Annotated in this window: 25 protein-coding genes; 18 read left to right on the forward strand and 7 right to left on the reverse strand. The window is 61.4% G+C overall.

All coding sequences use genetic code 11. From position 1 onward, the window contains the following. Window position 1 precedes the first annotated feature (1 nt). Genes HKD28_RS10050 through HKD28_RS15745 form a run of 5 tightly spaced genes read right to left on the reverse strand, consistent with a single transcriptional unit; the run spans window position 2 to window position 4,074 of the window. Window positions 2–1,561 (reverse strand): hypothetical protein, encoded by a 1,560-nt coding sequence (locus tag HKD28_RS10050; RefSeq protein WP_077804214.1) that lies wholly within the window; start codon window positions 1,559–1,561, stop codon window positions 2–4. A 1-nt stretch (window position 1,562) separates the two neighbouring features. Then, entirely contained in the window at window positions 1,563–2,756 is a 1,194-nt protein-coding gene (locus HKD28_RS10055; protein WP_077804213.1) for a hypothetical protein, read from the reverse strand. Beyond that, a complete protein-coding gene (locus HKD28_RS10060) occupies window positions 2,756–3,298 on the reverse strand; it encodes a hypothetical protein (protein WP_077804212.1) in 543 nt (180 codons plus the stop codon). The genes HKD28_RS10055 and HKD28_RS10060 overlap by 1 nt, the downstream gene beginning before the upstream one ends. Then, window positions 3,295–3,681, reverse strand: a complete 387-nt coding sequence (locus HKD28_RS10065; RefSeq protein WP_077804211.1) for a hypothetical protein — start codon at window positions 3,679–3,681, stop codon at window positions 3,295–3,297. Before HKD28_RS10065 ends, HKD28_RS10060 begins: the two co-directional genes overlap by 4 nt. Window positions 3,682–3,735: 54 nt before the next feature. Beyond that, on the reverse strand, window positions 3,736–4,074 hold the full coding sequence (locus HKD28_RS15745) for a hypothetical protein (RefSeq protein WP_077804210.1): 339 nt from the start codon (window positions 4,072–4,074) through the stop codon (window positions 3,736–3,738). A 163-nt stretch (window positions 4,075–4,237) separates the two neighbouring features. On the opposite strand from HKD28_RS15745, the gene HKD28_RS10075 reads away from it, so the two are divergent. The 10 genes from HKD28_RS10075 to HKD28_RS10120 all read left to right on the forward strand — a co-directional run bounded on the left by HKD28_RS10075 (window position 4,238) and on the right by HKD28_RS10120 (window position 15,300). After that, window positions 4,238–5,014, forward strand: a complete 777-nt coding sequence (locus tag HKD28_RS10075) for a helix-turn-helix domain-containing protein (protein ID WP_077804209.1) — start codon at window positions 4,238–4,240, stop codon at window positions 5,012–5,014. Between the two features lie 248 nt (window positions 5,015–5,262). Next, window positions 5,263–6,156: a hypothetical protein gene (locus tag HKD28_RS10080; protein WP_235993407.1), complete on the forward strand. Its 894-nt coding sequence runs from the start codon at window positions 5,263–5,265 to the stop codon at window positions 6,154–6,156. Window positions 6,157–6,284: 128 nt separating this feature from the next. Beyond that, window positions 6,285–6,914 carry a DotI/IcmL/TraM family protein gene (locus HKD28_RS10085; RefSeq protein WP_015074968.1) on the forward strand — a complete coding sequence of 210 codons (630 nt, stop codon included), beginning with the start codon at window positions 6,285–6,287 and terminating at the stop codon, window positions 6,912–6,914. An 11-nt stretch (window positions 6,915–6,925) separates the two neighbouring features. Then, entirely contained in the window at window positions 6,926–7,903 is a 978-nt protein-coding gene (locus tag HKD28_RS10090) for a DotH/IcmK family type IV secretion protein (protein ID WP_077804207.1), read from the forward strand. Further along, a complete protein-coding gene (locus tag HKD28_RS10095) occupies window positions 7,900–9,198 on the forward strand; it encodes a DotG/IcmE/VirB10 family protein (RefSeq protein WP_077804206.1) in 1,299 nt (432 codons plus the stop codon). Before HKD28_RS10090 ends, HKD28_RS10095 begins: the two co-directional genes overlap by 4 nt. A gap of 67 nt (window positions 9,199–9,265) precedes the next feature. Next, window positions 9,266–10,450 carry a hypothetical protein gene (locus HKD28_RS10100; RefSeq protein ID WP_077804205.1) on the forward strand — a complete coding sequence of 395 codons (1,185 nt, stop codon included), beginning with the start codon at window positions 9,266–9,268 and terminating at the stop codon, window positions 10,448–10,450. A gap of 10 nt (window positions 10,451–10,460) precedes the next feature. Then, a complete protein-coding gene (locus tag HKD28_RS10105; RefSeq protein WP_077804204.1) occupies window positions 10,461–10,994 on the forward strand; it encodes a hypothetical protein in 534 nt (177 codons plus the stop codon). 102 nt (window positions 10,995–11,096) lie between these two features. Beyond that, on the forward strand, window positions 11,097–11,528 hold the full coding sequence (locus HKD28_RS10110; RefSeq protein ID WP_077804203.1) for a hypothetical protein: 432 nt from the start codon (window positions 11,097–11,099) through the stop codon (window positions 11,526–11,528). 6 nt (window positions 11,529–11,534) lie between these two features. Then, a complete protein-coding gene (locus tag HKD28_RS10115) occupies window positions 11,535–12,182 on the forward strand; it encodes a hypothetical protein (RefSeq protein ID WP_207728952.1) in 648 nt (215 codons plus the stop codon). 13 nt (window positions 12,183–12,195) lie between these two features. Further along, window positions 12,196–15,300, forward strand: a complete 3,105-nt coding sequence (locus HKD28_RS10120; protein WP_194268049.1) for an ATP-binding protein — start codon at window positions 12,196–12,198, stop codon at window positions 15,298–15,300. Between the two features lie 43 nt (window positions 15,301–15,343). Here the strand turns inward: HKD28_RS10120 and HKD28_RS10125 are convergent, their stop codons facing one another. Beyond that, on the reverse strand, window positions 15,344–15,631 hold the full coding sequence (locus tag HKD28_RS10125) for a type II toxin-antitoxin system RelE family toxin (RefSeq protein WP_077804201.1): 288 nt from the start codon (window positions 15,629–15,631) through the stop codon (window positions 15,344–15,346). Next, the gene (locus tag HKD28_RS10130; RefSeq protein ID WP_077804200.1) at window positions 15,588–15,884 is read right to left on the reverse strand and encodes a type II toxin-antitoxin system RelB/DinJ family antitoxin; all 297 of its coding nucleotides are present in this window, start codon (window positions 15,882–15,884) and stop codon (window positions 15,588–15,590) included. The genes HKD28_RS10125 and HKD28_RS10130 overlap by 44 nt, the downstream gene beginning before the upstream one ends. A gap of 225 nt (window positions 15,885–16,109) precedes the next feature. Here HKD28_RS10130 and HKD28_RS10135 point away from each other — a divergent pair, with 225 nt between their 5' ends. Genes HKD28_RS10135 through HKD28_RS10170 form a run of 8 tightly spaced genes read left to right on the forward strand, consistent with a single transcriptional unit; the run spans window position 16,110 to window position 21,471 of the window. Next, window positions 16,110–16,562 (forward strand): DotD/TraH family lipoprotein, encoded by a 453-nt coding sequence (locus tag HKD28_RS10135; RefSeq protein ID WP_194268050.1) that lies wholly within the window; start codon window positions 16,110–16,112, stop codon window positions 16,560–16,562. After that, window positions 16,555–17,553 (forward strand): type IV secretory system conjugative DNA transfer family protein, encoded by a 999-nt coding sequence (locus tag HKD28_RS10140; RefSeq protein WP_194268051.1) that lies wholly within the window; start codon window positions 16,555–16,557, stop codon window positions 17,551–17,553. The genes HKD28_RS10135 and HKD28_RS10140 overlap by 8 nt, the downstream gene beginning before the upstream one ends. Beyond that, on the forward strand, window positions 17,550–18,716 hold the full coding sequence (locus tag HKD28_RS10145; protein ID WP_194268052.1) for a type IV pilus twitching motility protein PilT: 1,167 nt from the start codon (window positions 17,550–17,552) through the stop codon (window positions 18,714–18,716). The genes HKD28_RS10140 and HKD28_RS10145 overlap by 4 nt, the downstream gene beginning before the upstream one ends. Beyond that, window positions 18,716–18,964 (forward strand): IcmT/TraK family protein, encoded by a 249-nt coding sequence (gene icmT, locus HKD28_RS10150; protein ID WP_064273037.1) that lies wholly within the window; start codon window positions 18,716–18,718, stop codon window positions 18,962–18,964. The genes HKD28_RS10145 and icmT overlap by 1 nt, the downstream gene beginning before the upstream one ends. Further along, window positions 18,961–19,380: a hypothetical protein gene (locus tag HKD28_RS10155; protein ID WP_194268053.1), complete on the forward strand. Its 420-nt coding sequence runs from the start codon at window positions 18,961–18,963 to the stop codon at window positions 19,378–19,380. Before icmT ends, HKD28_RS10155 begins: the two co-directional genes overlap by 4 nt. After that, on the forward strand, window positions 19,377–19,874 hold the full coding sequence (locus HKD28_RS10160; RefSeq protein WP_194268054.1) for a lytic transglycosylase domain-containing protein: 498 nt from the start codon (window positions 19,377–19,379) through the stop codon (window positions 19,872–19,874). Before HKD28_RS10155 ends, HKD28_RS10160 begins: the two co-directional genes overlap by 4 nt. Beyond that, complete coding sequence (locus HKD28_RS10165) at window positions 19,871–21,034, forward strand: secretion/conjugation apparatus DotM-related subunit (protein WP_077804192.1); 1,164 nt, start codon at window positions 19,871–19,873, stop codon at window positions 21,032–21,034. The genes HKD28_RS10160 and HKD28_RS10165 overlap by 4 nt, the downstream gene beginning before the upstream one ends. Further along, window positions 21,031–21,471, forward strand: coding sequence for a hypothetical protein (locus tag HKD28_RS10170; RefSeq protein ID WP_077804191.1), 441 nt, complete (start codon window positions 21,031–21,033; stop codon window positions 21,469–21,471). The genes HKD28_RS10165 and HKD28_RS10170 overlap by 4 nt, the downstream gene beginning before the upstream one ends. Window positions 21,472–21,475: the final 4 nt, after the last annotated feature.

Genomic DNA, 21,475 nt, shown 5'->3' on the forward strand with positions numbered 1-21,475 from the left:
GTTACATTCCCGGGCTTGCGCTAGCGGACGCGGACGGAGACGGCCGAAAGACAGAGGCAACGGCCTCGACCGCCTTTTTCAGCAGCTCACGCGCCTTCTCTGAGAGATCTTCGACCATGCTGGTCCCGGCTTCCTTTCCCGGCACCCCCTTGGCGAGTTCGCCAATCTTGCTGTCCAGGCCGTTGAAACGCTGCTCAACCTGAGCCTCTGTCCCACGCTCTAGCCCAATGTCGGCGGCTTTTTCGCGGTGAGCGCCATAGGCCGCGACGGCTTCACCCGCTTCTTTCAGTTGCGCTGCGAACGCCTGGTTGGTGCTCCGCTCGGCTTGAAATCGTGATTGCAGGCCCTCATGCCGACCTCCCGGCCGCATTTCGCTCAACACGCCATCCATGCCGTTTGGCTCGGATTTTGCGGCGTCTGCAATTTCACGCATCACCGAAGATGCAGGCGTATTCTGCACGGCTTCCAGAGCACTCTGCGCCTTCAGGCCGAGGGCTTCCGTCCGATCCAGATGGTTGGCGTCCGCCTGCTGTCCATGGGCAGCGTTCATCGTCTGCGCCTTGGCCATCCAGTTAGACCCGGGCGTTACGGTCTGCTGCACAGCCTCGGGACGAATGGCCTGTGCGAGACGGGTAAAAAGACCCGGACCGCGCACCTGATAGACAACCTTTTCATCGTCCTTCTGCTCATGCTGGTCTTCTGCCTTTTCGGACGGACCAGTCTTCGTGCGGCTCCCTGCATCCTGCGCCGGACCAGTCTTGCTTCCCCCCTCAGGCTTCTGCGTGGTTGTGCTTTCATTTTGTCCTGCTCCGGTTGACTGAGGGCGGGCGCGGCCATCCATCTCGGGTTGACTGTTCCTGTCACCACCACCTGGCGAAGGGTGCATCCTGTTATCGGCGGCCTCGGGTCCAGGCGAACGCGCTGGAGCGACAGTCTCTTCCTCCTGCGGCCCTTCTTCGTGATCCAGATCGGGAGCATCCGGGACGTCTTCAAAAGGCGGTGGCTCAGGGCTCCCATCGAACTCGGAGGCCGGTTCCACAGGTCTGACATCTGCTTGTTCATTCTCTGTGACGGTCTGCGCTTCCGGGTCGTGCGTAGAGAACCGTGCGGCGTTGGCGACCCGATCCGTTAGCGAGTGCAGAACCTCGTCAATCTCCGGATTGCCCTGCTGGTCAGCGCCCATGGAGGCCACCTGCTCGGAAACGGAGCGCACGTTGTCAACCAGCCGCTGATCCATCAGATCGGGGGTCTGTCGCATAAAGTCCTTGAGGGTCTCGGACGTCAGGCCGGGCACGGTCATGGCGCGTTGCGTCATCTCTTCGCGCAGCCCGCTCTCCTGAGGCAGGACTGGACCGACCAGACGCTCAGCATCCTGAAGCACATAGGCCACGTTCGTCCGAAACCGGTCATTGGCGGCGAGGTCCGGATCCTGCTGCTTCTGCGCCAGCAGAGTGATCTGACCGGCAAGCTGGGGAGCCTCTTTTTCAAGTTGCGGCCGCACGCGCTCCAGGCTCTGGAACACGTCTACGAGGGCGGGGGGCTGGGTATCGTTCTGGGCCATGTCAGCCTCCGGGATTGACGTTAGGGGACGGGATCGGGGCAAGTCTCTTGGCCTCGCTTTCCTCTTCGTGCTGCGCCACCTGCGTTGCGGCGAGCGAGGACTGGAAAAGGCCGAGGCGGTAATTCTGCAGGGCGAGGTAGTTGGCCTGCGCCTGCTCGATGGCCAGCTCACGCATCACGGTGGCGGGCGGCATCTGCTGAAGGTTCTTGTTCCAAGTCACACCGGAGACACGACGGTTGACCTCAAGGCTCATCGAGGTCAGCCACGAGGCCTGATCCGAAACGGCCATCCCTTCGGCCTGCATCTCTGTTTTCTGCACATCCGTCAGGTTGATCGACGGGATCTCAAGCGAGGTGATGAAATTCATCACGTAGCGCGACAGCGACATGCGGGCGTTGTAGGCACGACGACGCAACGCGGCTTCGCGGCCGGACGTGGACGTAAGCTGCTCACCGCGCAGTGCGGCCGGTGCCACGGGTTGAATGAGTGTGGTGCTGTAATCGTTGGCAGCGTCCACACCGCCGTCAACCGACAGGGTATCCTGCCCGAACAGGGAAATAGCCCGTTGGTCCGCATTGGGCAGGCGGGAGAGAGCAGAGCACAGACCGGCCGTGACGTCTTCCTGTGAGCAATACCGCCGTCCGTGCAGCGCCATGCTTGAGGCCACGCCCTGGCCCTTGCCGTAATACGACGGCGTTCCGGCGTCGGCTTCTCCCCGACTGTCCGTAATTGTCGCAATGGCCCGTGTTGCCGTGCGCGCAGACTGCGAAGCCCCCTGGGTGGCCTGCGACCCGTCGATCCCCGTGCAGAACTCGGGGTTCATCATGTGCTCGTCGCGGATTGTCGTATCCTGCTGGCGCCGAGCGAACTCCGCCATGGCTGTATTGGACGCATCGGCGATCCGCTGCTCTGCGGCGACACCAGCCTTTTCGTAATTACTGAGTTGGGTGAACCCCTTGTTCAGCATAGAACTGACGGAGTTCGGGTTCGTCAGGCTGTCCATCGAGCTGTTCAACTGCGACGTCAGAGTCTTGGTCATTGACGACAGCGCACTGCCCGTAAACTTCTGTAGGGCGCTGATGGCCGCGACCACGGCCGCTTCACCGATGAACGCATTCGCAGGCTTCGGCATCGCGACAAGAACGGTCGTGCAGAGGAGCATCGTTGCGATTGTTGGATTGAGGCGGATCTTCATCAGAATACCCCATCCAGCGGTGTGCTTGTGTACCCGGTCGGCAAGCGTGGCTCACCACGCACATAGCCATTGGAATCCCCGTTCCCGAGACTTCCGGCCGCGAGCTGGGGACCGTTGCCGCCAAAGTTCAGGGACGGGCACATCAGGCCATTCCCGCCTGAGAGGCCAAGGCCGACATTCACACCGTTCAGGCTCAGGCCACACTGCTGCGCGGCCCCGACGGTGTTGTTCCACTCACTCTGGGCCGCAGAACAGATCTCTCCTTCGACCTGCCCGACAACGTCATTGATCAGCGCCGCAGGGTTGGCGATGTTTGTCAGGAGATTGAGGCCGGTCCCGTTAAAGAATTTGTCGAGACACGACAGGCCGCTGACGCTTTCAGGCTGCTTTTCGTAGGCATTGTTGGCCTTGATCCGCCCGTTGACGGCGTCCGCTGCGGCCCGTGTCAGGGTGGCGCAGGCCTGACTGCCCTGTGTTGCGGCGGAGGCACCTACGGGAAGCAACAAGGCAGCCGCGATAAATAGAAAGGGTGCCCGTTTCATGCGGCCGACCTTTCTTCTTCGGGGTCAAGAAGATCGCGCAAAAGCGCCAGACGGTCCTCTGAGAAAACCCGGGCAGAGAGTTCTGCCCGCTTCTCGCTATCGGTCCAGGTGACAAGGTCGGCACGGCTGGCGACAGCGGCTGCCACGAGATCCTCTCCACCGGCTACGGTCGAGATCACCTCGGACACAAGGGTCCGCCGCTCCTCATTGGGGAGGGACACGAGAAGATCGGCCAGAGAGGCCGTGACCGCCCCGTCGGTGCCGAACGTGTGTCCATTCCGGACACGGAAATGCTCAAGCAGATTGTGGCGTGCGAGAGCGAGATTGGGAGCCAGAGAACTCTGCGGGGTCTCCCTGTGCGGTGTTCGATCGTCTGGTGACATGCCTCTCTCCTGGGTAAGTCCCAGCAGAGAAGCAAGTCGATCTGCGACTAACGCTTATTTCTTCAAAATAGTGACGTGTGCGCGCCCAACCTCGATACGCTCACCGAGTGGGCTGACTGTGGTGGCCAGAACCTTGTTCCATTCCCGACCGCCCTGCCAGTCCACGGCCTCACCCGGATCGACGCCCGCGCCATAGGTCACGCGCACTCCTGAGGGGACGATTTGTCTGATCGCGAAGGAGAGTGGCACCTGATGACCATATCCAGCAGTCATGCGGAAATGATGGACTATCTTCGGCGGCGCAGTCTGGATGGACGGTTCTACAGGAGGCGCGAGAGAGACTGGTCCCGAGGGCGCAGGCTGCACATGAGCTGGAGGCAACATTACAAACATTCGGTCTCTCCTGAAATGACTTAAAGTTCTCAATCGCAAATCGACGTGCGACTAAGGAGAAATGTTAAATACGAACTCAGTTGTCAGGGGCGCTCTCGTTGGTATTTTGCTGTATCTGGACCCGAAATCTGGTGCGTAGGCCTGCCGAGAGAGAGAACTAGCCATGAACAAGAAAACAGAGACGCAGGTAAGTGACGGGCAATCTGACGAATACCTTGTGGACCTGGGACAGAGAATTAAGGATGTCCGGGAAGGCAAAGGGATGAATGTCGTAAATATCTGTTTCGTAACAGACTTGGCTGTCGGGACAATTTCAAATATCGAGCGGGGGAAAAATGTATCTTATGTGACCCTGCATAAGATACTTCTGGCCCTTAAAACCCCTCCCAACGAAATACTCCCACTTGATAATCACGATATATTGCCGATCGAAGTTACAATCAGCGAGGAGGAAACTCAGAAGTATCTGGAGCTCGCTGACGCTTTCCAGAAAACTTCAGGGTCTTTATCTCACCTCATCCAAAAACTTCATCTGGCCCGCGAACATGATGTTGCCGCCCGCAAGGGTGCCACCGCCTCAGAAAGCGATCCGCGAGAGCCTGTTGTAAAGCAGCTGGGTGAGAGAATCAGAGATATCCGACTTGCGCGTCAGATGAGTATTTCTGAATTAGGCGCAGCTAGCGGGCATCAGACGCCGGCTATGCAGCTCATTGAAATTGGTCTGCGAAAGCCATCAATTGAGTCTCTTCGACGCATCGCAGCGGCCTTGAAGATCGCTACAGCCGATCTGTTTCCTGGTCTCCCCAATCAGAAAGATATTTTTAATTCTCTCCGCACGCTCGGGCTCTACAGCAATATCCAGAGCGTCCGCGAACAGGTGGAATTTTTTAATGACAGCTTCATCGCATTGAGCGGCGCCATACAGAAAACCGTGAACTAACGGAAAACTTTTAGTCGTTCAGTGTTATATCGCTTGTAACCGATGATCTATCATCGGATAAGTCCTTATACGTTGAAACGTGATAGGGACTTCCGACGATGTTTGCACGCAGCCTCCGCTCCTCACTCCCCGCCCTCGGCAGCGTAGAAGAAGCGTTATTTCACTCGTCTGATGTTAAAAGTGAAAAAGAGCAGCACCTGATTTCTCCCGGAAAAAATTCCGAGGAAGTCAGGACACTCGTCATCAAGATGGCAATAAAAGGTGTGAACGTCGCGCATATCGCGGCTGCCCTTTTCATAAGCCGCCTCGAAATAGAGGCCATTGCGCAAAAGGAAGGACTAGATCTTAAACGCACCCCGCTCAGAAGCGGGCCTCGGGCATGGTCTCTTCGCGATATCAGTCGTCTCAGCCGCGCATGGGCCAAGGGCGAAGACCTCCCCGCCATCGCAAAGCGCCTCAACCGCACCGTCATGGCAGTACGCAAGAAACGCGCCGCCCTGGTCCTACCCGCACGGGAGCGTTATGCCGAGGCGGTCTGGACAGACGCTGACGTTGCCACGCTGTTGGCACACCGTGAGCGGCGCATCGGGCTCCAGCGCATTGCCAAGAAAATGGGACGCAGTGTCCGCAGCCTACAGCGCAAGCTGGTCAGTCTCCGCCCTGCTGCTGACCCTTTCGCCATTCCCGCTGACTCATCCGTCATTCTTACCTGGGAACAGGCGTCCCGTCTGACACCAGAAGAGCGTCAGGGCCGCAGATGGCAGGTCCGGAACTCTCCCACCGGACTGGTCATCGGCTTCAGCCGAAATGCCTGCACCACACGCTGGTCCGTTGAAATGCAACACGAACTGGCCATGCGGCATTTTGCCTACCAAGCCCCTCAGGCTGTGGCCGATGACTTTCTCTTGAGCAATCGCACCATCGTCAGCCAGTCCGGCTGGCTCCATCTCCCGCGACGTTCCAAAAAGGATATGCGCAAGACGTTCGATCCCAACCTGTATGAAATCTATCTGAACAAGATGGATCACATGCGCCGCGAGTGCCTGGGAAAGAAAGGGTTTTTCTTCTGGAGCCCACGTCGTGGCGGTCGCCGCACCAGTCGTTTGCATCAGCAGACTGCCGTCATGCGCTCAGGCGATTGATCCGCAAATTTCTCTGCTTTTTTCAGCTTCAGTCGCAGATCAACGGGTCACGGTAACGATGACACAGTCATCATGAGGTTTGAAATGCCATCCGCAGCCCCGCTGTCGCTCCACGGAGACACCGCGCCATGAGCCGCTCCTCGGGATCCCTGAGCCGCCGCCTGACCGATCCTGATTTTCAGGGAAAGATCGTTGAGCGTTCCTTGCAGACGTCCATCGCACTCGCCGCCGTCGTGGTGGTGCTGGCCGTGCTCCTGGCCCGCGCCTGGTCGTATCATCCGCTCCCGAAGTATTTCTTCGTGGACGGAATCAACGCCCCTCGCCCGGCTATTGCTCTGAACAGCCCGATCCTCAGTCAGGAAGACTTCCTGTCCTGGGTCATCAAGTGGTCGCTCAAGCCCTACAATATCAATTACCGGGATTACCCGTCGCAGCTTAACGCGGCTGGCGCGCATTTCACCCTGAACGGCTGGAACACGTTCGCACAGTCCTTTGTTCAGGACGGCAATCTGGCGAAAATGAAAGAAGCCAAGCTGCTCTGCTACGCGCAGCCGACCCGTGCCGCAACCATTCGCCAGCAGAGTATGGTCAACGGTCATCACCATTATGTCGTGCAGTTCCCGTTCGTTCAGACCTGCGAGAACGTCAATCTGGAAAGCTCCCAGACCCTGATTGCGACCGTGCATGTCGAGCGCGTCGATGACCCGGATCACCCTGACGGCATTGCCATTACCCAGCTTGTGGCCAGCCCGCAGTGAGGATCCGCACCATGACAACCCGCTCTTTTTCGCTGTCCCTCCTCGGCCTCCTGGGCCTGATGCCCTTCACCGCAATGGCTCAGTCGGTTGCGCCAGCTCCGGATGCCGCGCCCGCCGCGCCACACCTGTCGCCAGAGCAGCAGGACCAGCAGGCTGCCGAGGATGAAGCCATTCCTCTGACACCGGAGATGATTCATCGACTGGGTAAACGCCTCAAAGAGAACCAGAGGGCGCGTGAAGATGTCGCCACGGAAGTCGCGGCTCCGACCAGCCGACCAGCCATCCGCGTGTCATTCGCGCCCGGTCAGCAGACATCGCTGATTTTCACGACCAAGGGCTATCCCACGGCCGTCTCTTTCGTGGACCGCTCCGGCGCACCCTGGCCGATTGCGTGGAACACGACCAGCACATCCGCCAATCCGGACGGTCTGAAGAACTGCTCGTCGGACGGCGGAAAAGGTGGCTCTCCTGCCGTGCAGACGACAGGGTTTTACACCTGTGTTCCCTATGCTGGCAGCAACACCATCAACATCGAGCCACTGTCGCTGTCGCCACGCGGCGGCCTGCTCGTCACGTTAAAGGGCGCCATCAAGCCGATCTCCTTCCTGCTTCTGGCCGGTCGCGGCACCTATGACGACAACCTGACGGTCCGCGTCAACGAAGACGGCCCCAATGCGAAGCAGGAAATGGGTCCGGAAGCCGCCCCCGGCACGGCGGAGCCCTTCATGAACGCCATGCTGTCCGGGATCGCTCCGGCCTCCGCCGTTCCCCAGAGCGTCGAGGGTCTCTCTCCTGACGATGTCCAAGCATGGCGTATGGGCAATGAACTCTACATCCGCACGCGGCTGGCGCTCATGACGCCTGCCTGGGACAGTTCAGAGCGCGGCGAAGACGGCTACACCCTCTACGCCTTCCGCCAGACCCCCTACATTCTCCTGTCGGATTCCGGTCGGACCGTGTCCGCGTCTCTCAAGGACATGACGCCATGATCCCGAAACTGCCCAAGTTCAAATCCGTCCTGTCGAGTGCGACACGCGGCGGGAACCGACGCCTGCTCCTGCTCGGGGGTTCAGCCGTCTCGGTCCTCGCTCTTGTCCTCCTTGTCTCACACCATCAGACCAAGCAGATGCCCAAGTCCAATCCCGGGCATATTGCCGAGATGAATGCGCTGCCTGGTGGCACAAACACAAACCCGGAGCAGGACCGTCTGCGTCAGATGCAGAACACCGAGACTGCACAGAAATCCGAACGCGCCGGACAGTCCTATACCCCGGATCTGGCACCCGCTGTCACCCGGGACAAGGGCGAAAGGACCGGAGCGGTCCTGTCGTATGATGGCGCGCATGATGATCCAGCACCTGCCCGGCCGCAGGAAATCGGCTATGACGCGCCAATCGCGTCCCCGGCACCACCTCCCACGCCGCCCCACATCGAGACCGCTCCGCAAGCCTCGATCGTCCAGACCGATCCGGCCTACTCTGCGTCAGGCAATGGCGAGACATCCCAGGCCGAGCAACAGGAACGCGAGAAGCGCCGCGCCCGTTATGTCGCCGAGATTGCGCGCATCGAAAGCGGACTTCAGACCCGGCCTCCCGTCTCGGACCTTCAGGAAGCCGTCTTCAAGCCCGAGCAGGAGGCGCAGCCCCAGGCCGAGAAAGCGATGGCTTCGCATGGTGCGACAGGGGCATCCGCAGCGGCCACGGCCTCACATGATACGGCCGCCGCGCCAGCCCTGATCCCGGCCGGTCGCGGGATCTATGCCCATACCGTCACGGCAACGGACAGTGATCTGGCGGGTCAGATCGTGCTGGAGGCCGATAGCGGCCCCATTGCAGGCGACCGCATGATTGCAACGGTTGCGAGGGCACCCGGAAACGAGCAGCTTCTGGTCGTGCAGGTCAACAAGATCATTCATCAGGGCCGCACGCTATCGACGAATGGCGTGGTGATGGCGCCCGACAGCATGAAACAGGGTGTCGCCTCCAGCGTCGATCCCCTGATCATACAGCGGTTCGTCATGCCTGCCGCCGCAGCCTTCGTGCAGGGGCTTGGGCAGGCCATCGAAACCACGTCCAATGTCTCGGGCAGTTACAGCGCCCTGGGCGGCATGAACTATATCCAGCGTCTGAACATGGGCCAGCAGCTCGGCGTCGCCGCAGGAAGTGCGGCTTCGGCCGTCAACAGCGCCCTGACACAGGATACGCCAACACGCACGCGGATCATCCTCGCCGCCAACGTGAATGTCGGTGTGATGTTCATGGATCCTGTTCTTGATAAGCCCTGATTTTCCGCACTCAGTCGCAGATCGTTACCCGATCCTTCTGGCAGTCTCAGCCAGAAGGATCTTTTTTATGAGTTCCACAGTTCACCACCTGAACACCGAAGTCGCGCCGCGTCGGATGGAGCCCGTTCACGCAGCGCCACCACCGCCCGATCAGCATGACATCCTGTCTGATGATCCGGAGCGTCAGGACACCGAAACAACGGCCCACGACGACAGCCACGCGACGGAACCCGCACTGTCAGGCCCGGCTTCTTTTCTCACACCCCTCATCTCTCGCTACGAGGCTCTGACGCCGCGCCAGAAGCTCTATGGCGGTTCGGGCCTCGGGATCTGCGCGGTCCTGCTCGCGGGGATTCTTGCGACCAGTGGCCACCATCATCACCCTGTCTCGGCACCGGGTCAGGAAGTGGGCATGGACCAGACGGCCGCGCCCGTGGCTCAGGCCCCTGAACCTGCTCCGTCCGCACCGCCGCCCGCAAGCGCCGATCTGGCGGAAATGCAGACCCTCGGCCATCCTAAGACTGCCGCGGCCCCGCCTGCCTCCGTACCGGCCGCGAAAGCCGCGCCCGCTGCCGTCGTTGCAACACCGCCCGCACCGCCACAGTCCGCAGCAGCCCAGACGGATGCGCCTGCGGTTACACCTGCCGCGCCTCCTGCGGATCCCGTGCAGGCGGCTCATACTCTACAGGCCGCGCCCATGGCGACCCAGCAGCAGATCGACGTGCTTCAGCTCGTCACGGCCGAGGCCCGCGTCATCGAGCGCGAGCGGGGCGAAGTCGAAAAGCTGCGCCAGTCCCTTGCAGGACAGCGCAAGGCTGAAGAAGACAAGCTGAATGATCTGACACGGCGCATCTCCCTGGTCGAAGCCAGTCACGCCGTGACAGGTGCCGAGAACTCCGGTGCGGACGAAGCCGCTCAGGCCCATGCCGCTGCCGAAAAGGCCCGTGCCGCTCTAAGCGCTGCCATGAACGGGCCAGCGTCCAAGGCTCCGGCCCTCTCATCGTCGAGCGCCCCACCCGCTCCGGCCGCCGTCGCCGCACCGGCTCCAAAGCCTGCCTGGATCCATCATTACCGGATCGTTGCGGCCTCACCGCAGCTCGCCATGATCGAAGACAGCGCGGCCCCGAGCGGTCAGGACCGTCAGTTCGAGGTGGGTGTTGGCACGGTCATTCCGGGCTACGGCGCGGTCCTGACCATCAGCCAGCAGGGCGCCACCTGGGTTCTGCACACGGCCCATGGCGACCTGAACTGAGGAGGCCACCATGGAAGGCCTTGTCAATCTCGTCCACGAAATCGCCGTTGGCATGGGCTGGCTCCTGCCCACGGCCTGCTATGCGGCGGCCGTGTCCTGCCTGATCTTCAGCCTGATCGGGATCTATCAGTATTACCACCCGACCATTCAGGCCCTGCAGGACAAGCCCTGGCTGCCCTATCTGTCCCTCGTGCTGTGCGGTGTCTTCGCCTCGTTCAACGTCATCCTCACCAAAAGCACGGCCTCGGCCGGAACGGACGTGCAGGTCACTCTGGGCGACGCAGCCACCAGCTACAGCACGGCGGACAGCCTGATCACCGGCACCGGCCCCAAAGACGCAATCATGGCGATCATCAAGGACTTCGCCCTGTTCTTTCAGATGTTCGGGGCCTGGACGTGCTTCTTCGCCGTCCTGACCTGGTTTGCCATCCAGAGAGGCCGCTCGAACCGCGAACGCCTTGGCTGCGGCATCCAGTACGTCTTTGGCGTCATGCTCCTCAATCCGGTCAAGGACGCGACCTGGATCCTCTCTTTCTGGCCCTGAAACGGGCTGACGAAAAAAATACCTCTCTGCCGCCTCAGTCGCAGATCACGCGGTCAGATTGATCGGCAGAGGGGATTGTCCCTCACAACGGAGAACCAACTCATGACATCCCACACAACCCCGTCTGCTTCCCGCGCTCTCACGAAGATCGGCGCAACCGTCGCGACAGCCACCATGCTGCCGATGGTCATGGCCGGTAACGCTCTTGCCGCTGCTGGTGGAACGGCGTCGAGCAACGGTCTTGGACAGCAGATCCAGAACATGGCGCAGGAAGGCACGGACACCATCGGTGTCGGGTCTGCCGCAGCCCTTTACGGTCTGGCCATTGTCGCCCTCGTGACGGGCATCGTGCTGTTCTACAAATCCCAGAAGGAAGAAACCAAGCGTCCCGGCATGGCTGTTGCAGGCGTCGTCTGCTTTGTTCTGGCCGGTGTGGCTGCGACGGGTCCGAAGTGGATCAACAACTCTGCGAACACGGCCTCCAACGGGAATGCTGAAATCAGCAATACCGCCAAGAGCTACCAGTTCCAGTAAGCCGACATGACTTCCGATCCGTTCTTCCTCCAGCCTGGTCTCGACCAGGAGATCCGGCCCGGGAAAGACGGGTCGAATGGGTCTTTCACCTGCGCGTGCTGCGGCCTGCCGTCGCCCGGTGCAGGTCTCCCCTGGACCGGTCCCTCCTCAGAGGCCGGTTTCCGGGTCTGCCCGGTGTGTAATCTTCTTCAGGACACGTCGCGGGCAGCCATCGACGCCGAAGCCATGCTCGTCTGGTGGCCCGAAATGTCCCAGGCCCGCCTGATGTTCCTCGCCCGGACCGCCCATCAGACGCTCCGCCTGATGGCCCGCCAGCAGGGTCAGTCTGACCGCCAGTTCTGGGAAACCATCCTCAAGGCTATCCCGGACCCGTTGCTCGGCACGCAGTTTTCCCCCTCTTTCCGCACACCCATGACGCTCCTGCGTCTGCTCGAAAGTCGGCGCGCGGAAGCCGAGCACCGGCTGCAATCGGGCTCCATCCGTCAGGTCACAACGGCCATGCGCCTGTGTGGCAGCGCCGATGAAGCCGTCCGACGCAATCTCGATCTGCTCCGCGCAGGCCTTCGTATTCTGCCGACCGGCAGACTGCTCGACGCTGGCGCTGACGTTTATCCGGCCTTCCTCGACAAGGCCCTTGCTCTTACCCCATCCTGACGCGGAGTTTCCAATGTCTGGCTTTTTGACCGAGTTGCTTGCCAGCGCGAGCCTCTTCCTTCGTCAGCCCCTCGAATCCTTTTGCGACGTCGAGACCAATCACACAGATGCCGTACATCACGACCGGCTCGTGACGCTGCGGGGCGAGTACGTCTCTGTCCTGCGCGTGAACGGTCTGCGCACCATGTGCTCGCGTGCGGACGTGGAGGCCATCGCCGAGCAACAGCGCATCGAGCTGCAAGGCCTTCTCGAAGGCACTGGCCATGCGATCGAAGGCTGGTACATCTCCGATCCCGATCAGGCCCGCGTGGCCGTCGATCTGCTCGCGCTCAACGGATGCGAGCAGATTTCACGCATGATGAACGCCGACTTCCACGACATCATCAATGAGCGCCGCCTGCGGTGGCCTCAGGTGATGCGGTGGGAAGATGCCTGCTACATTCTGTGGACCCGACCGGCCGTTCTGACGCGTGAAGAAAAGAAGCAGGTGGCGGCGGAGCGGAAAGAGCAGGTCAAGGCGTGGCCAAAAGCGGGGAGCGGCCAGCGCTTTACCCTGCGCTCCGAACTGATGGCCGGTCGTCACGACGCCTTTGTCGCGCGCGTGCAGGACAGCATGTCCAATCTCGGTATTTCCACGACGCTTCTGCGCGCCGATGAATCCATCACGCTGGCGCGTGAGACGCTCTATCGCGAGACGGCCGGAAGCGGCTGGAAGCCGACGCTAGTAGGCGATCGTGTCATGGCGCGGCTCCCGGATGACGAAAAACAGAGCAAAAAGACTGAAAATCTGCTCTGGCCGTCCCTGCGCGACCAGATCTTTAATGCCGACGCCGAAAATCAGGGCGGTCAGCTCGTGACGGTCGGCGACTACACCTATGCGCCCGTGGACATGCTTCTCGGTCCCGAGGATCCGCGCCCGTTCTCCGAACTGCTCAACACTCTGGGCCGCAAGCGCCTACCCTGGCGGAGTTCCATCATCCTTGAAGGCGGTGGCAAGGCCGCGTTCGCGATCAAGGAAACGGGGGCCACGATGCTTGGCATGTTTCCGGGCAACAAGGACATCACGCGGGCGTTTCAGGCGATCAAAACCAAGCGCGAGAAGGAAAACCATAATTCCGTCCGGATGCGGATGACCGCCAGCACCTGGGCTCCGGTCGGCGAAGACAAGCTGCTGCGTCGCCGTGCGGCCGATCTGTCCCAGGGCATTGAAAGCTGGGGCGGCTGCAAAACGACCCGGGTACCGGGCGATCCGCTTGAGGCCGCCATGGGATCGGTGCCCGTGCTCTCTCTGGGCTCTACGGCCACCCCGTCTCTTGCGCCTCTGGGGGATGCCATGGGCATGATGCCGTGGATGCGAAGCGCCTCCCCCTTCCCGCAAGGCTCCATCCTTTTTCGCAAGCCCGATGGCGGGATCTGGCCGTTCGATCCGACTGGCGGTGGTGTGCGCGAACATATCGCGGATATTATCGTAGCCCCCCCAGGCAGCGGTAAGACCGTGCTCGGAAACACCATTCTTCTCGGCCTGCTCCTGAGTTCTGCCGCTATGGGCAATAATGGCGTCAAGCTGCCGCTGCTGGCGAAGCTGGACATCGGCCATGCGTCTCTCGGCTTCATCGAAATGGTCCGCAACGCGCTCGGGCCAGATCGTGCCCATGAGGCCATCTTCGTGGAAATGCAGATGGCTCCGGGGTTTGAGGTCAATATCTTCGACCTTCAGGTCGGCCTCGAATACCCGCTGCCGCTCGAAGAGGTCGCGATCGACAATTTCGTGTCGCTGCTGGCCACACCGCTCGATGGCATCCCGTTCGAGGGGATGGACCAGCTCGTCGGCGATGTGATCCCGGAGGCCTACCGTCAATGCACGGGCTTTGCGGGCGGCAATCCGAAGCACTACCGCGAAGGAATCGAGCCCAGTGTGGATGAGGCCATCCACCGCCTCGGCCTCCAGCTCCCGCACCACGCTGCGGCCGAAGGCGATCTCGACAGCGCGGATCCGACCTGGTGGCGGGACGTGGTGACGGCTCTGATCGCTGCGGGCGAGCATCGTCTGGCAGGGATGGCCCAACGTCACGCGGTTCCGATTCTTCAGGATCTGATTACAGCGGCCCGCGCGCCGGAGATCTTCAATCGCTATTCCAAGATCATCCTGCCGACGCACGAGACGCTCATTGATGCGTTCGAGCGCTATATCATGGCGGCGATCAAGAAATATCCGACGCTCTCAGAGCCGACCCAGCTTGATCTCGGTGATGCCCGGATCATCGTGCTGGATCTGGCCCGTGTCGCGCCACAGGGTTCAGAGAGTGCAAACCGGCAGACGGCCCTGATGTATATGCTCGGCCGTTACCTGATCGGCCGTAACTTCTTCCTGCACCCGGAATATGCGGATCTGCCGGTCATGCCGGACGATGTGCGGGAGTATCACCGCAGCCGCTTCACCGAGATGAAAGAGACGATCAAGCGCCTCGATTTCGAAGAGTGGCATCGTCCCAAGGAGGCTCCGCAGGTCGATAAGCAGGCGATCCGCGACGTTCGTGAAGGCCGTAAGCACAACGTCCAGCTTTCGTTCATCAGCCAGCGCAGCGGCGATTTCAGCGCCGATCTCGTCGGCCAGTCCACGGCCCGCTGGATCCTGAAATGCGGCGACGAGCGCGAGGCCAACGAGATGATCGAGAACTTCAAGCTCACACCTGCCAGCGCCTATGTAGTGCGCAACCGCCTGCCCGGTCCAGGCCGCAACGGTGCGCCGTTCTTCGTGGTGATGAACGCGGCCGAGGGCAAATACGAGCAGCTTCTGGTCAATGTGCTCGGCCCCATCGAACTCTGGGCCTTCTCCAGCACGCCGAACGATACCGCATTGCGGTCGCGTCTCTTCGCCCGGATGCCCTCAAGCCGCGCCTTGCGGTGCCTTGCCATCGTGTTTCCAGGCGGGAGTGCGGAAAAGGAACTGGCACGCCGCAAGGCTCTGGCGATGAAAAGCTCGTTTCTTCAGGACGAACAGGCCCAACAGGGGGTCATGGACGCTTTGGTCGAGGAAATTCTCTCAGGTCAGGGCATTGCAGGCGGCTTGTACGAACGCCTGGAAGCCATGGACGAGCAACAACGGGCGGCGGCCTAGGACACACCACCGACAAAAGAAGGGGGCAAGAGCCCCCCTGTTTTCACAATCGGATTTTTGCAGTTTCATAAACTGCACTTTTGTCGCGCTTGCCGACAGCGATCAAAAGCACACTGATCTCCTGATCATGCACCTGATAAACGCCCCGGATGCCATCATCACGCAGTTTGATTTTATAACAGTTCGGCAAACCGCGTAGCTTGTTCTTTGGAACATGGGGGTTGTGCAGGATCTTGCGAAGTTTTTTTAAAAACCGTTCTGCAACGCTATAATCCAGAGCGTACAGTTCATCCCTTACGACTTCCGGGATGTCCAGAGAGTAGATCGTCAAGGCTCACGTTCCTCATAATTTCCCCCGGGTTCTTCAGGCGTTTCTTGACCAGATCAAGAAGAACGGCGTCATCGTCGCTCACGACTTCTTTGCGGATCGGCAGACGGTTGTTTCTGACGACATATTCAAGAACGTCCCGAAACAGGTCAGCAGGCGTCGTTCCGAGTTCCTTGACCTTCCTGAAGGACTCTTCTTTGAAATCGGCTTCGAGCCGCATTCCGAAATGGGCTGTGTTTGCAGTGATCTGGGGCATCGTGTCAGGATCTCTCTTTACTCTGCGGCACTCACTGGCACTCGCGTATCTTCTCTATCGGACCGACTTACTAGAAATGTTTGTCAAACATATGTTCAACAAAAGCAACACAAAAAAAACGGGGTAAACAAGACTCATCCCTGAATGGCGATGAACCGCCGTAAGGTTTTTTTCTGAAAGTCGCAGATAGGCTCGCGATGATCCTTCCAACATCTGGAGGGATCCATGCGACACCACTACCTTCTGACACCCGTTCTTCTGCTGGCCCTCTCGGCCTGCGCCACCAAGCCGCCCGAGCCTGTCGCGACAACAGGCATGGCCAATCCCGAGCTTGCGCTGCAACGCGCCATCGCCACGACCGACGCGGATCTGGCCCAGCTCGGCACATTGCGCCCTACCCCGCCGCCCATGACACCGGACCCCGGCCTTCCGGCTGACCTCAAGCGACAGGTCTGGTTTGTCTGGCAAGGCCCGCTTGAGCCTGCCGTGCGGAAACTCGGCAAGGACATCGGCTACAGCGTGACCGCGTTTGGCACGCATCGGAAGGTGATTGTCCAGATCAATGCCGTAGCCCCCGTGATTGACCACCTGCGCACGCTCGGCGAGCAGGCGGGAGATCAGGCCACCGTCTCTGTCGATCCCCTCTCCCACGCAATCTCGGTGACGTACCATGGCTGATCGCGCCCTGCTCTGCGGCCTCGCAACGGCTGCCTTCCTCGCATTTCCCGCCCTCGCAGGTGCGGCCGACAACGGCACCATCATGCCGTCCACAAGCACTCTTCCTCCGCCAGCCCGGAGCGGAACGCTCGTCTCCATGCCCAACCCGCCTGAACCAGGCGCGGATCAGGTCAACGCCAATGATGAGGCCCTGGGCAATCCGGCCAACACCCCGGTCACGGGCGCGCTTCAGCTCGACCGCATCACAGGCGGCGAGGCCCCGCCGTCTCTTGAAGCCTTGCAGGACGCGCGGCCGAACGATGAAGCAGGCGATGACCTCAAGCCGGGCCGACGCGAGCAGATCCGGCAGGCTGCACTGACCTACGGCGCACAGGGCGGACAGGCCGCGCGGTCTTTCGCCATCAACGAAATGCTACGCCACAACGAGCCCATCCTCGACACGACGTTCGATTTCCGCCCCTTCGTCCTGCCGGTCGGTGATGGCCAGACGCTGATGCAGCCCCCTATCGTCAGTCAGGCGCAGATGGCCTTCGCTCTGAACGACACCGGCACCATCGCCCATGAAAGCCGCTGTGTCTTCGAGATTACCCGTGAGGCACAGCTCACCTCTGCCGCTCCGAACTGGCGCACCTATCTGGTCCGCTCCTGGAACAGGCCGCGTCATCCGGCCTCATCTGCTTTGCCACACACCGACAAGGAAGTGCGGCACTGGAACGACTGGGTGGCCGAAGGCTGGGCCTCCGGAGAAAAGGTAGCGGATGAGATCTACCTGGCCGATCTCTCGCGCCTTCAGCGCGACATCACCGGCATGGCCCGCTACCGCGTCCTTCTGCGGGCCGGTCGTGTCGAAGAGCCGCGCGTGGTGTTCGAGAACCGACAGGCCGTGGGCGGCGGGGACAGTCTGCATCTTGGCGACCGCGTGATCCGCATCACCGGGCAGCCTGGTCTTCAGGCCCGCAGCCGCGTTGCCTATCCGGAGGACTGCCGATGAGCGCAGTCCTCAAGCTGCGTGACGCTGACACCTGGGCGCACGAACGGGCGAAGCGCGAGTGTCCCTGGGTCGCTGAAGCCCGGAAGAACGCGCCCGGTCTCGATGACTTCCTGAAATGGGCGCATGGCCTCGGCGCGTCGCGGATCGACCTGCTGACCGGTCATCGCGCCACGCTGACGGTTCATGGCCGCAACCGCTACGCCACCATGGACCCCACGACATCGCTGGATCTCAAGCAGATCGTGGATCACGTCTATGGTGCAGACGGCTCGCCGCGTGTCCTGATCAGCCTTCAGCTCGATACGGCCTATAGCGTCACGCTCAACCGCCGTGAGTCCCTGCGCTTTCGGATCAACATCTTTCCCGTGCAGACCATGCGTGGCCCGGGCATGAATCTGGTCTTTCGGCCCATCCCGACCCTTCCAGCCAGTCTGGATGAGCAGCGGGTCGAGCAGGAGATCCGCGATACCAACCTGCTGAGAAGCGGCATGGTGCTCACGGGAGGATCGACCGGATCGGGCAAGACCACGTTGCAGTTCGGGCTGATCCACGAGCGGCTGATGGATCCGACCGTCTCGTGCAACATTTCCACAGGCGAGCAGCCAATCGAGTTCCTTTTCGATAGCCTCAAGCCGCCGAATGGCAACCGGATCACCCAGACCGAGATCCGTCCGCCCAATCTCACACCGCCCCTGTTTGTCGAGGGCTCCATGCGCCGTGAAAACTCGGATCTGGTCCTTGGCGAATGTCGTGACGGCCCCACCATGGAAGCGGCCATCAACTGCGCCATTACGGGCGGGAAGCTCTCGACCACCATTCATGCCGATAACGGCCCGCTCATGATCCAGCGTTCCATTGCGCTCTGCCCACGGGCCGAACGCGACAACCTCGTGAGTGCTCTGGCTCAGTCCCTGCGTTTCGTCATCAACCAGCGTCTTCTGGAACGGGTCGGCGGGGGCCGTGTGGCTGTGCGCGAGTTCCTGACCTTTCATCAGGATCTGCGCCGTCAGCTCATGCGAACCGAAAGCGAGCTTTGGCCCGACCTCGTGGCGCAGGCCATCGAGAGCGACGGTCAGAGCTACGCCGTCGCTATCCGCAAAGCCCTGGAAGAGGGGCTGATTACTGAAAAGACGGCCAACGATGCCTGGAGGAGAGACGCCTGATGTGGCGCGCAACCGCACAACCTGTCCGTCTGGCTATCCTTGATGGCCGGGCCTGTCTCCCGCTCCTTGTAACGGTCACGTACTGGAGCTGGACGACGCTGTATATCGGCGTTCTGGGCACCGCCCTGTTTGCAACGATCAGCTTCTTTGGTCTGACGCTGCCCGCTGCCCTCAGAACTGTCCGTCGCCTCATCACCGGCCCCGTCCGGTCCGGGCGGCCGACCTGGAAGCGGAGGCGCTACGGATGACCCCCTCTCCTGCCGTCACGCTCCTGTCGGACGTTCTGGTCCGGGCCATCGACCGCAAGGGCCTCGGCGTCATTCTGAGCGATGCCACCAACTCAACCCCCTGCGCCAGTACGGTCGCGGCGTCCAGCAGCGGTTTCCTGCCAGCGTTCCTGATTACTGCCGAGGCGCTCTGGTTTGAAATGACTCGGCACGGCTTTGGGTTGAAGCTGGTCGATGATCCTGAAGCCGCCCTCGGCGTGACCGTCCTCAACCATGACGCGCAGTCTGCCGTGACGGTCCTGCTCTGTCTGCTCGACGTGCTGGATGCCCTCCCGGTTCAGAACAGGCAGATCAACCTGTGCGATCTGAACGGCCTCTGGCAGGCGAGCATGGCACGTCTTCAGCCGGTCTCCGTCCAGAAGGAGCAAGCCGCATGAAAACCCGAGTTTTCTTTCCGTTGGCCCTCGCGGCCCTCATGGCAGCCCCGGCTGCCTTGGCCGAGGACGATGGCGGACGCCAGATCGCAGCCTGCCTCAAAGAGTCAGCCCATAACGCGCATGTGCCAGCAGGCGTCATGCTGGTCCTGCTCTATGTCGAAGGCGGTCATCCCGGACAGGCCGTGCAGAATACGAACGGGACGTCCGATCTCGGCCCCATGCAGGTCAATACGATCCACGTCCCCGAGATTGCGCGGCACTGGCACACTACCCCGTCCCGTGCCTACGCGGCCTTGCGGAATAACTCCTGCGCCAATCTCGAAGCGGGCGGCTGGATCCTCGGGCAGGAAATGGCCAAGGCCCAAGGTGATCTCTGGCAGGCCGTCGCGGGCTATCACTCCCACACGCCCCGCTTTGGCACGGCCTATCTGAAGCGCTTTTACGAGATTTCCCAGACTCTGATCCGAACCAGCCATCAAGGAGACCCGGCATGAGCGGCACAGCTTCGCGGTCCTCAGGCTCGCGCTCGTCAGGCGAGATTACCCTGATGCTGGCCGGTGTTGCGCTGCTCGGCAGCGTTGTCCTGGCCTATATGGTCTGGTCAACCTTCCACACCGAGATCAGCCGCTTTTACTGCAAGGCCCTGATCTGGCAGATCGGCATCCTGCCGCGCACGCCTGAGCTGGCGCGTCTGAATCTCCAGCTTCATCAGGCCCTGCACCATCCGGCGTCCATTCGCCTGATCCAGCTCTATTACGGCCTGTCCATCGTCGGTCTGCAGCTCCGGTGGGTTGCAGTCCTGGTCGGCGGGATCTGCGCAGGTCTGTGTCTCTTCTTCGGGGAGAACAAGGCGCTGCGGGCTGTCCTTGATCTCGAAGGCCTGATTGCCGTGCAGGCAAAAATGTTTCCGACCCTGCGCGGGTTCGCCAAGCGCCGCATCACCCGGCTGGTTGCGCCTTCTAACGGGGCACCTCTTCCGGCCGACCCGGCCCTGACGGCTGACGAATGGCGCAGCCGCTTTGCCACGGCCGCCGATGGTAGTTTCAGTGAGGTCTGCGCGCAGGAAGCCTTCGAGCGTCAGCTCGGCCCGCGCTACACAACGGCCGGTCCGGGCGCGGCCCCACCTGCGGCCCAGGTGCTCTTTGCGGCCTTTGCGCTGCACAAACTCAAGCGTCGCGATGAGGCCATGACCCTGCTCGGGCAACTGTCAGAAGGTCTGACTGACGCAGGACTTGATGGCGATACCGGCCCGAAGGTCAGCCTGAAGGTGCCCGCAGCGGTCCTGAAGAACGCGCAGGACTTCCTTGCAGATCCCGATGTGCAGGCCACGATCGCGCAGAGCTGTAACCGTCACGGGTGGACCACGACCGCCCTTATGACGCTTCTGTGCGATGCCCGCTTTGAGGCTGGTGTGCTGGCGCCGCCCGCCTTCGCCATCATCAAGCTCATCGACCGGCCGCTTTGGTACGCCCTGCACTCTCTGGGCTACCCCAGTGAAAACCCGAACGAAGACGTGCATCCCAATCCCCGGATCGAAGCCGCTGGCGCCCGTGCCCACTGGTCCGAGGAACAGCGTCTGCGTCGCCCCCTCTACATCCCGGTGCTTGATCGCGCCCTCTCCACGCTCCGCTCCACTTGGAAGACAGTTTCATGACCCGCATCATTCTCCAGCACGGCCAGAACGCTCCCCTCACGCTCGACATCGAGGAGGGAAACACGGCCCCGATCCATCTCCATTTTCCGCAAGCCCTGCCACCCGCGGCCGTTCAGGCCGAGATCGTCCCGGCTGGAACTCAGGCCGTCGCACCTGGCCGGATCCGCCGCTTCCTGCCGGTTGCCGCAACAGCCGCCGTCTGTGCCGGTCTGTTGTACACTTTTGGGGGCCTGCACGCGTCGGCTCCCACCATGCCGGAATCCGCACCTCTTCCGCCGTTGCCCTCCAGCGGCCCGCTGGAGACTCAGCCGCAAGCTGCGGCACCCACGGCACCACAACAGATCCTGAAGGCGCTGCATCAGCCCGCCCATCTGGAAATGCCATCCCCGGCACCCGCGCCCGCGCAGGCCGGTTCGCCATTCGGTCTGGAGCACTGAGGCC

The organism is Gluconobacter cadivus (genome assembly GCF_015244745.1).
GTDB lineage: Bacteria > Pseudomonadota > Alphaproteobacteria > Acetobacterales > Acetobacteraceae > Gluconobacter > Gluconobacter cadivus.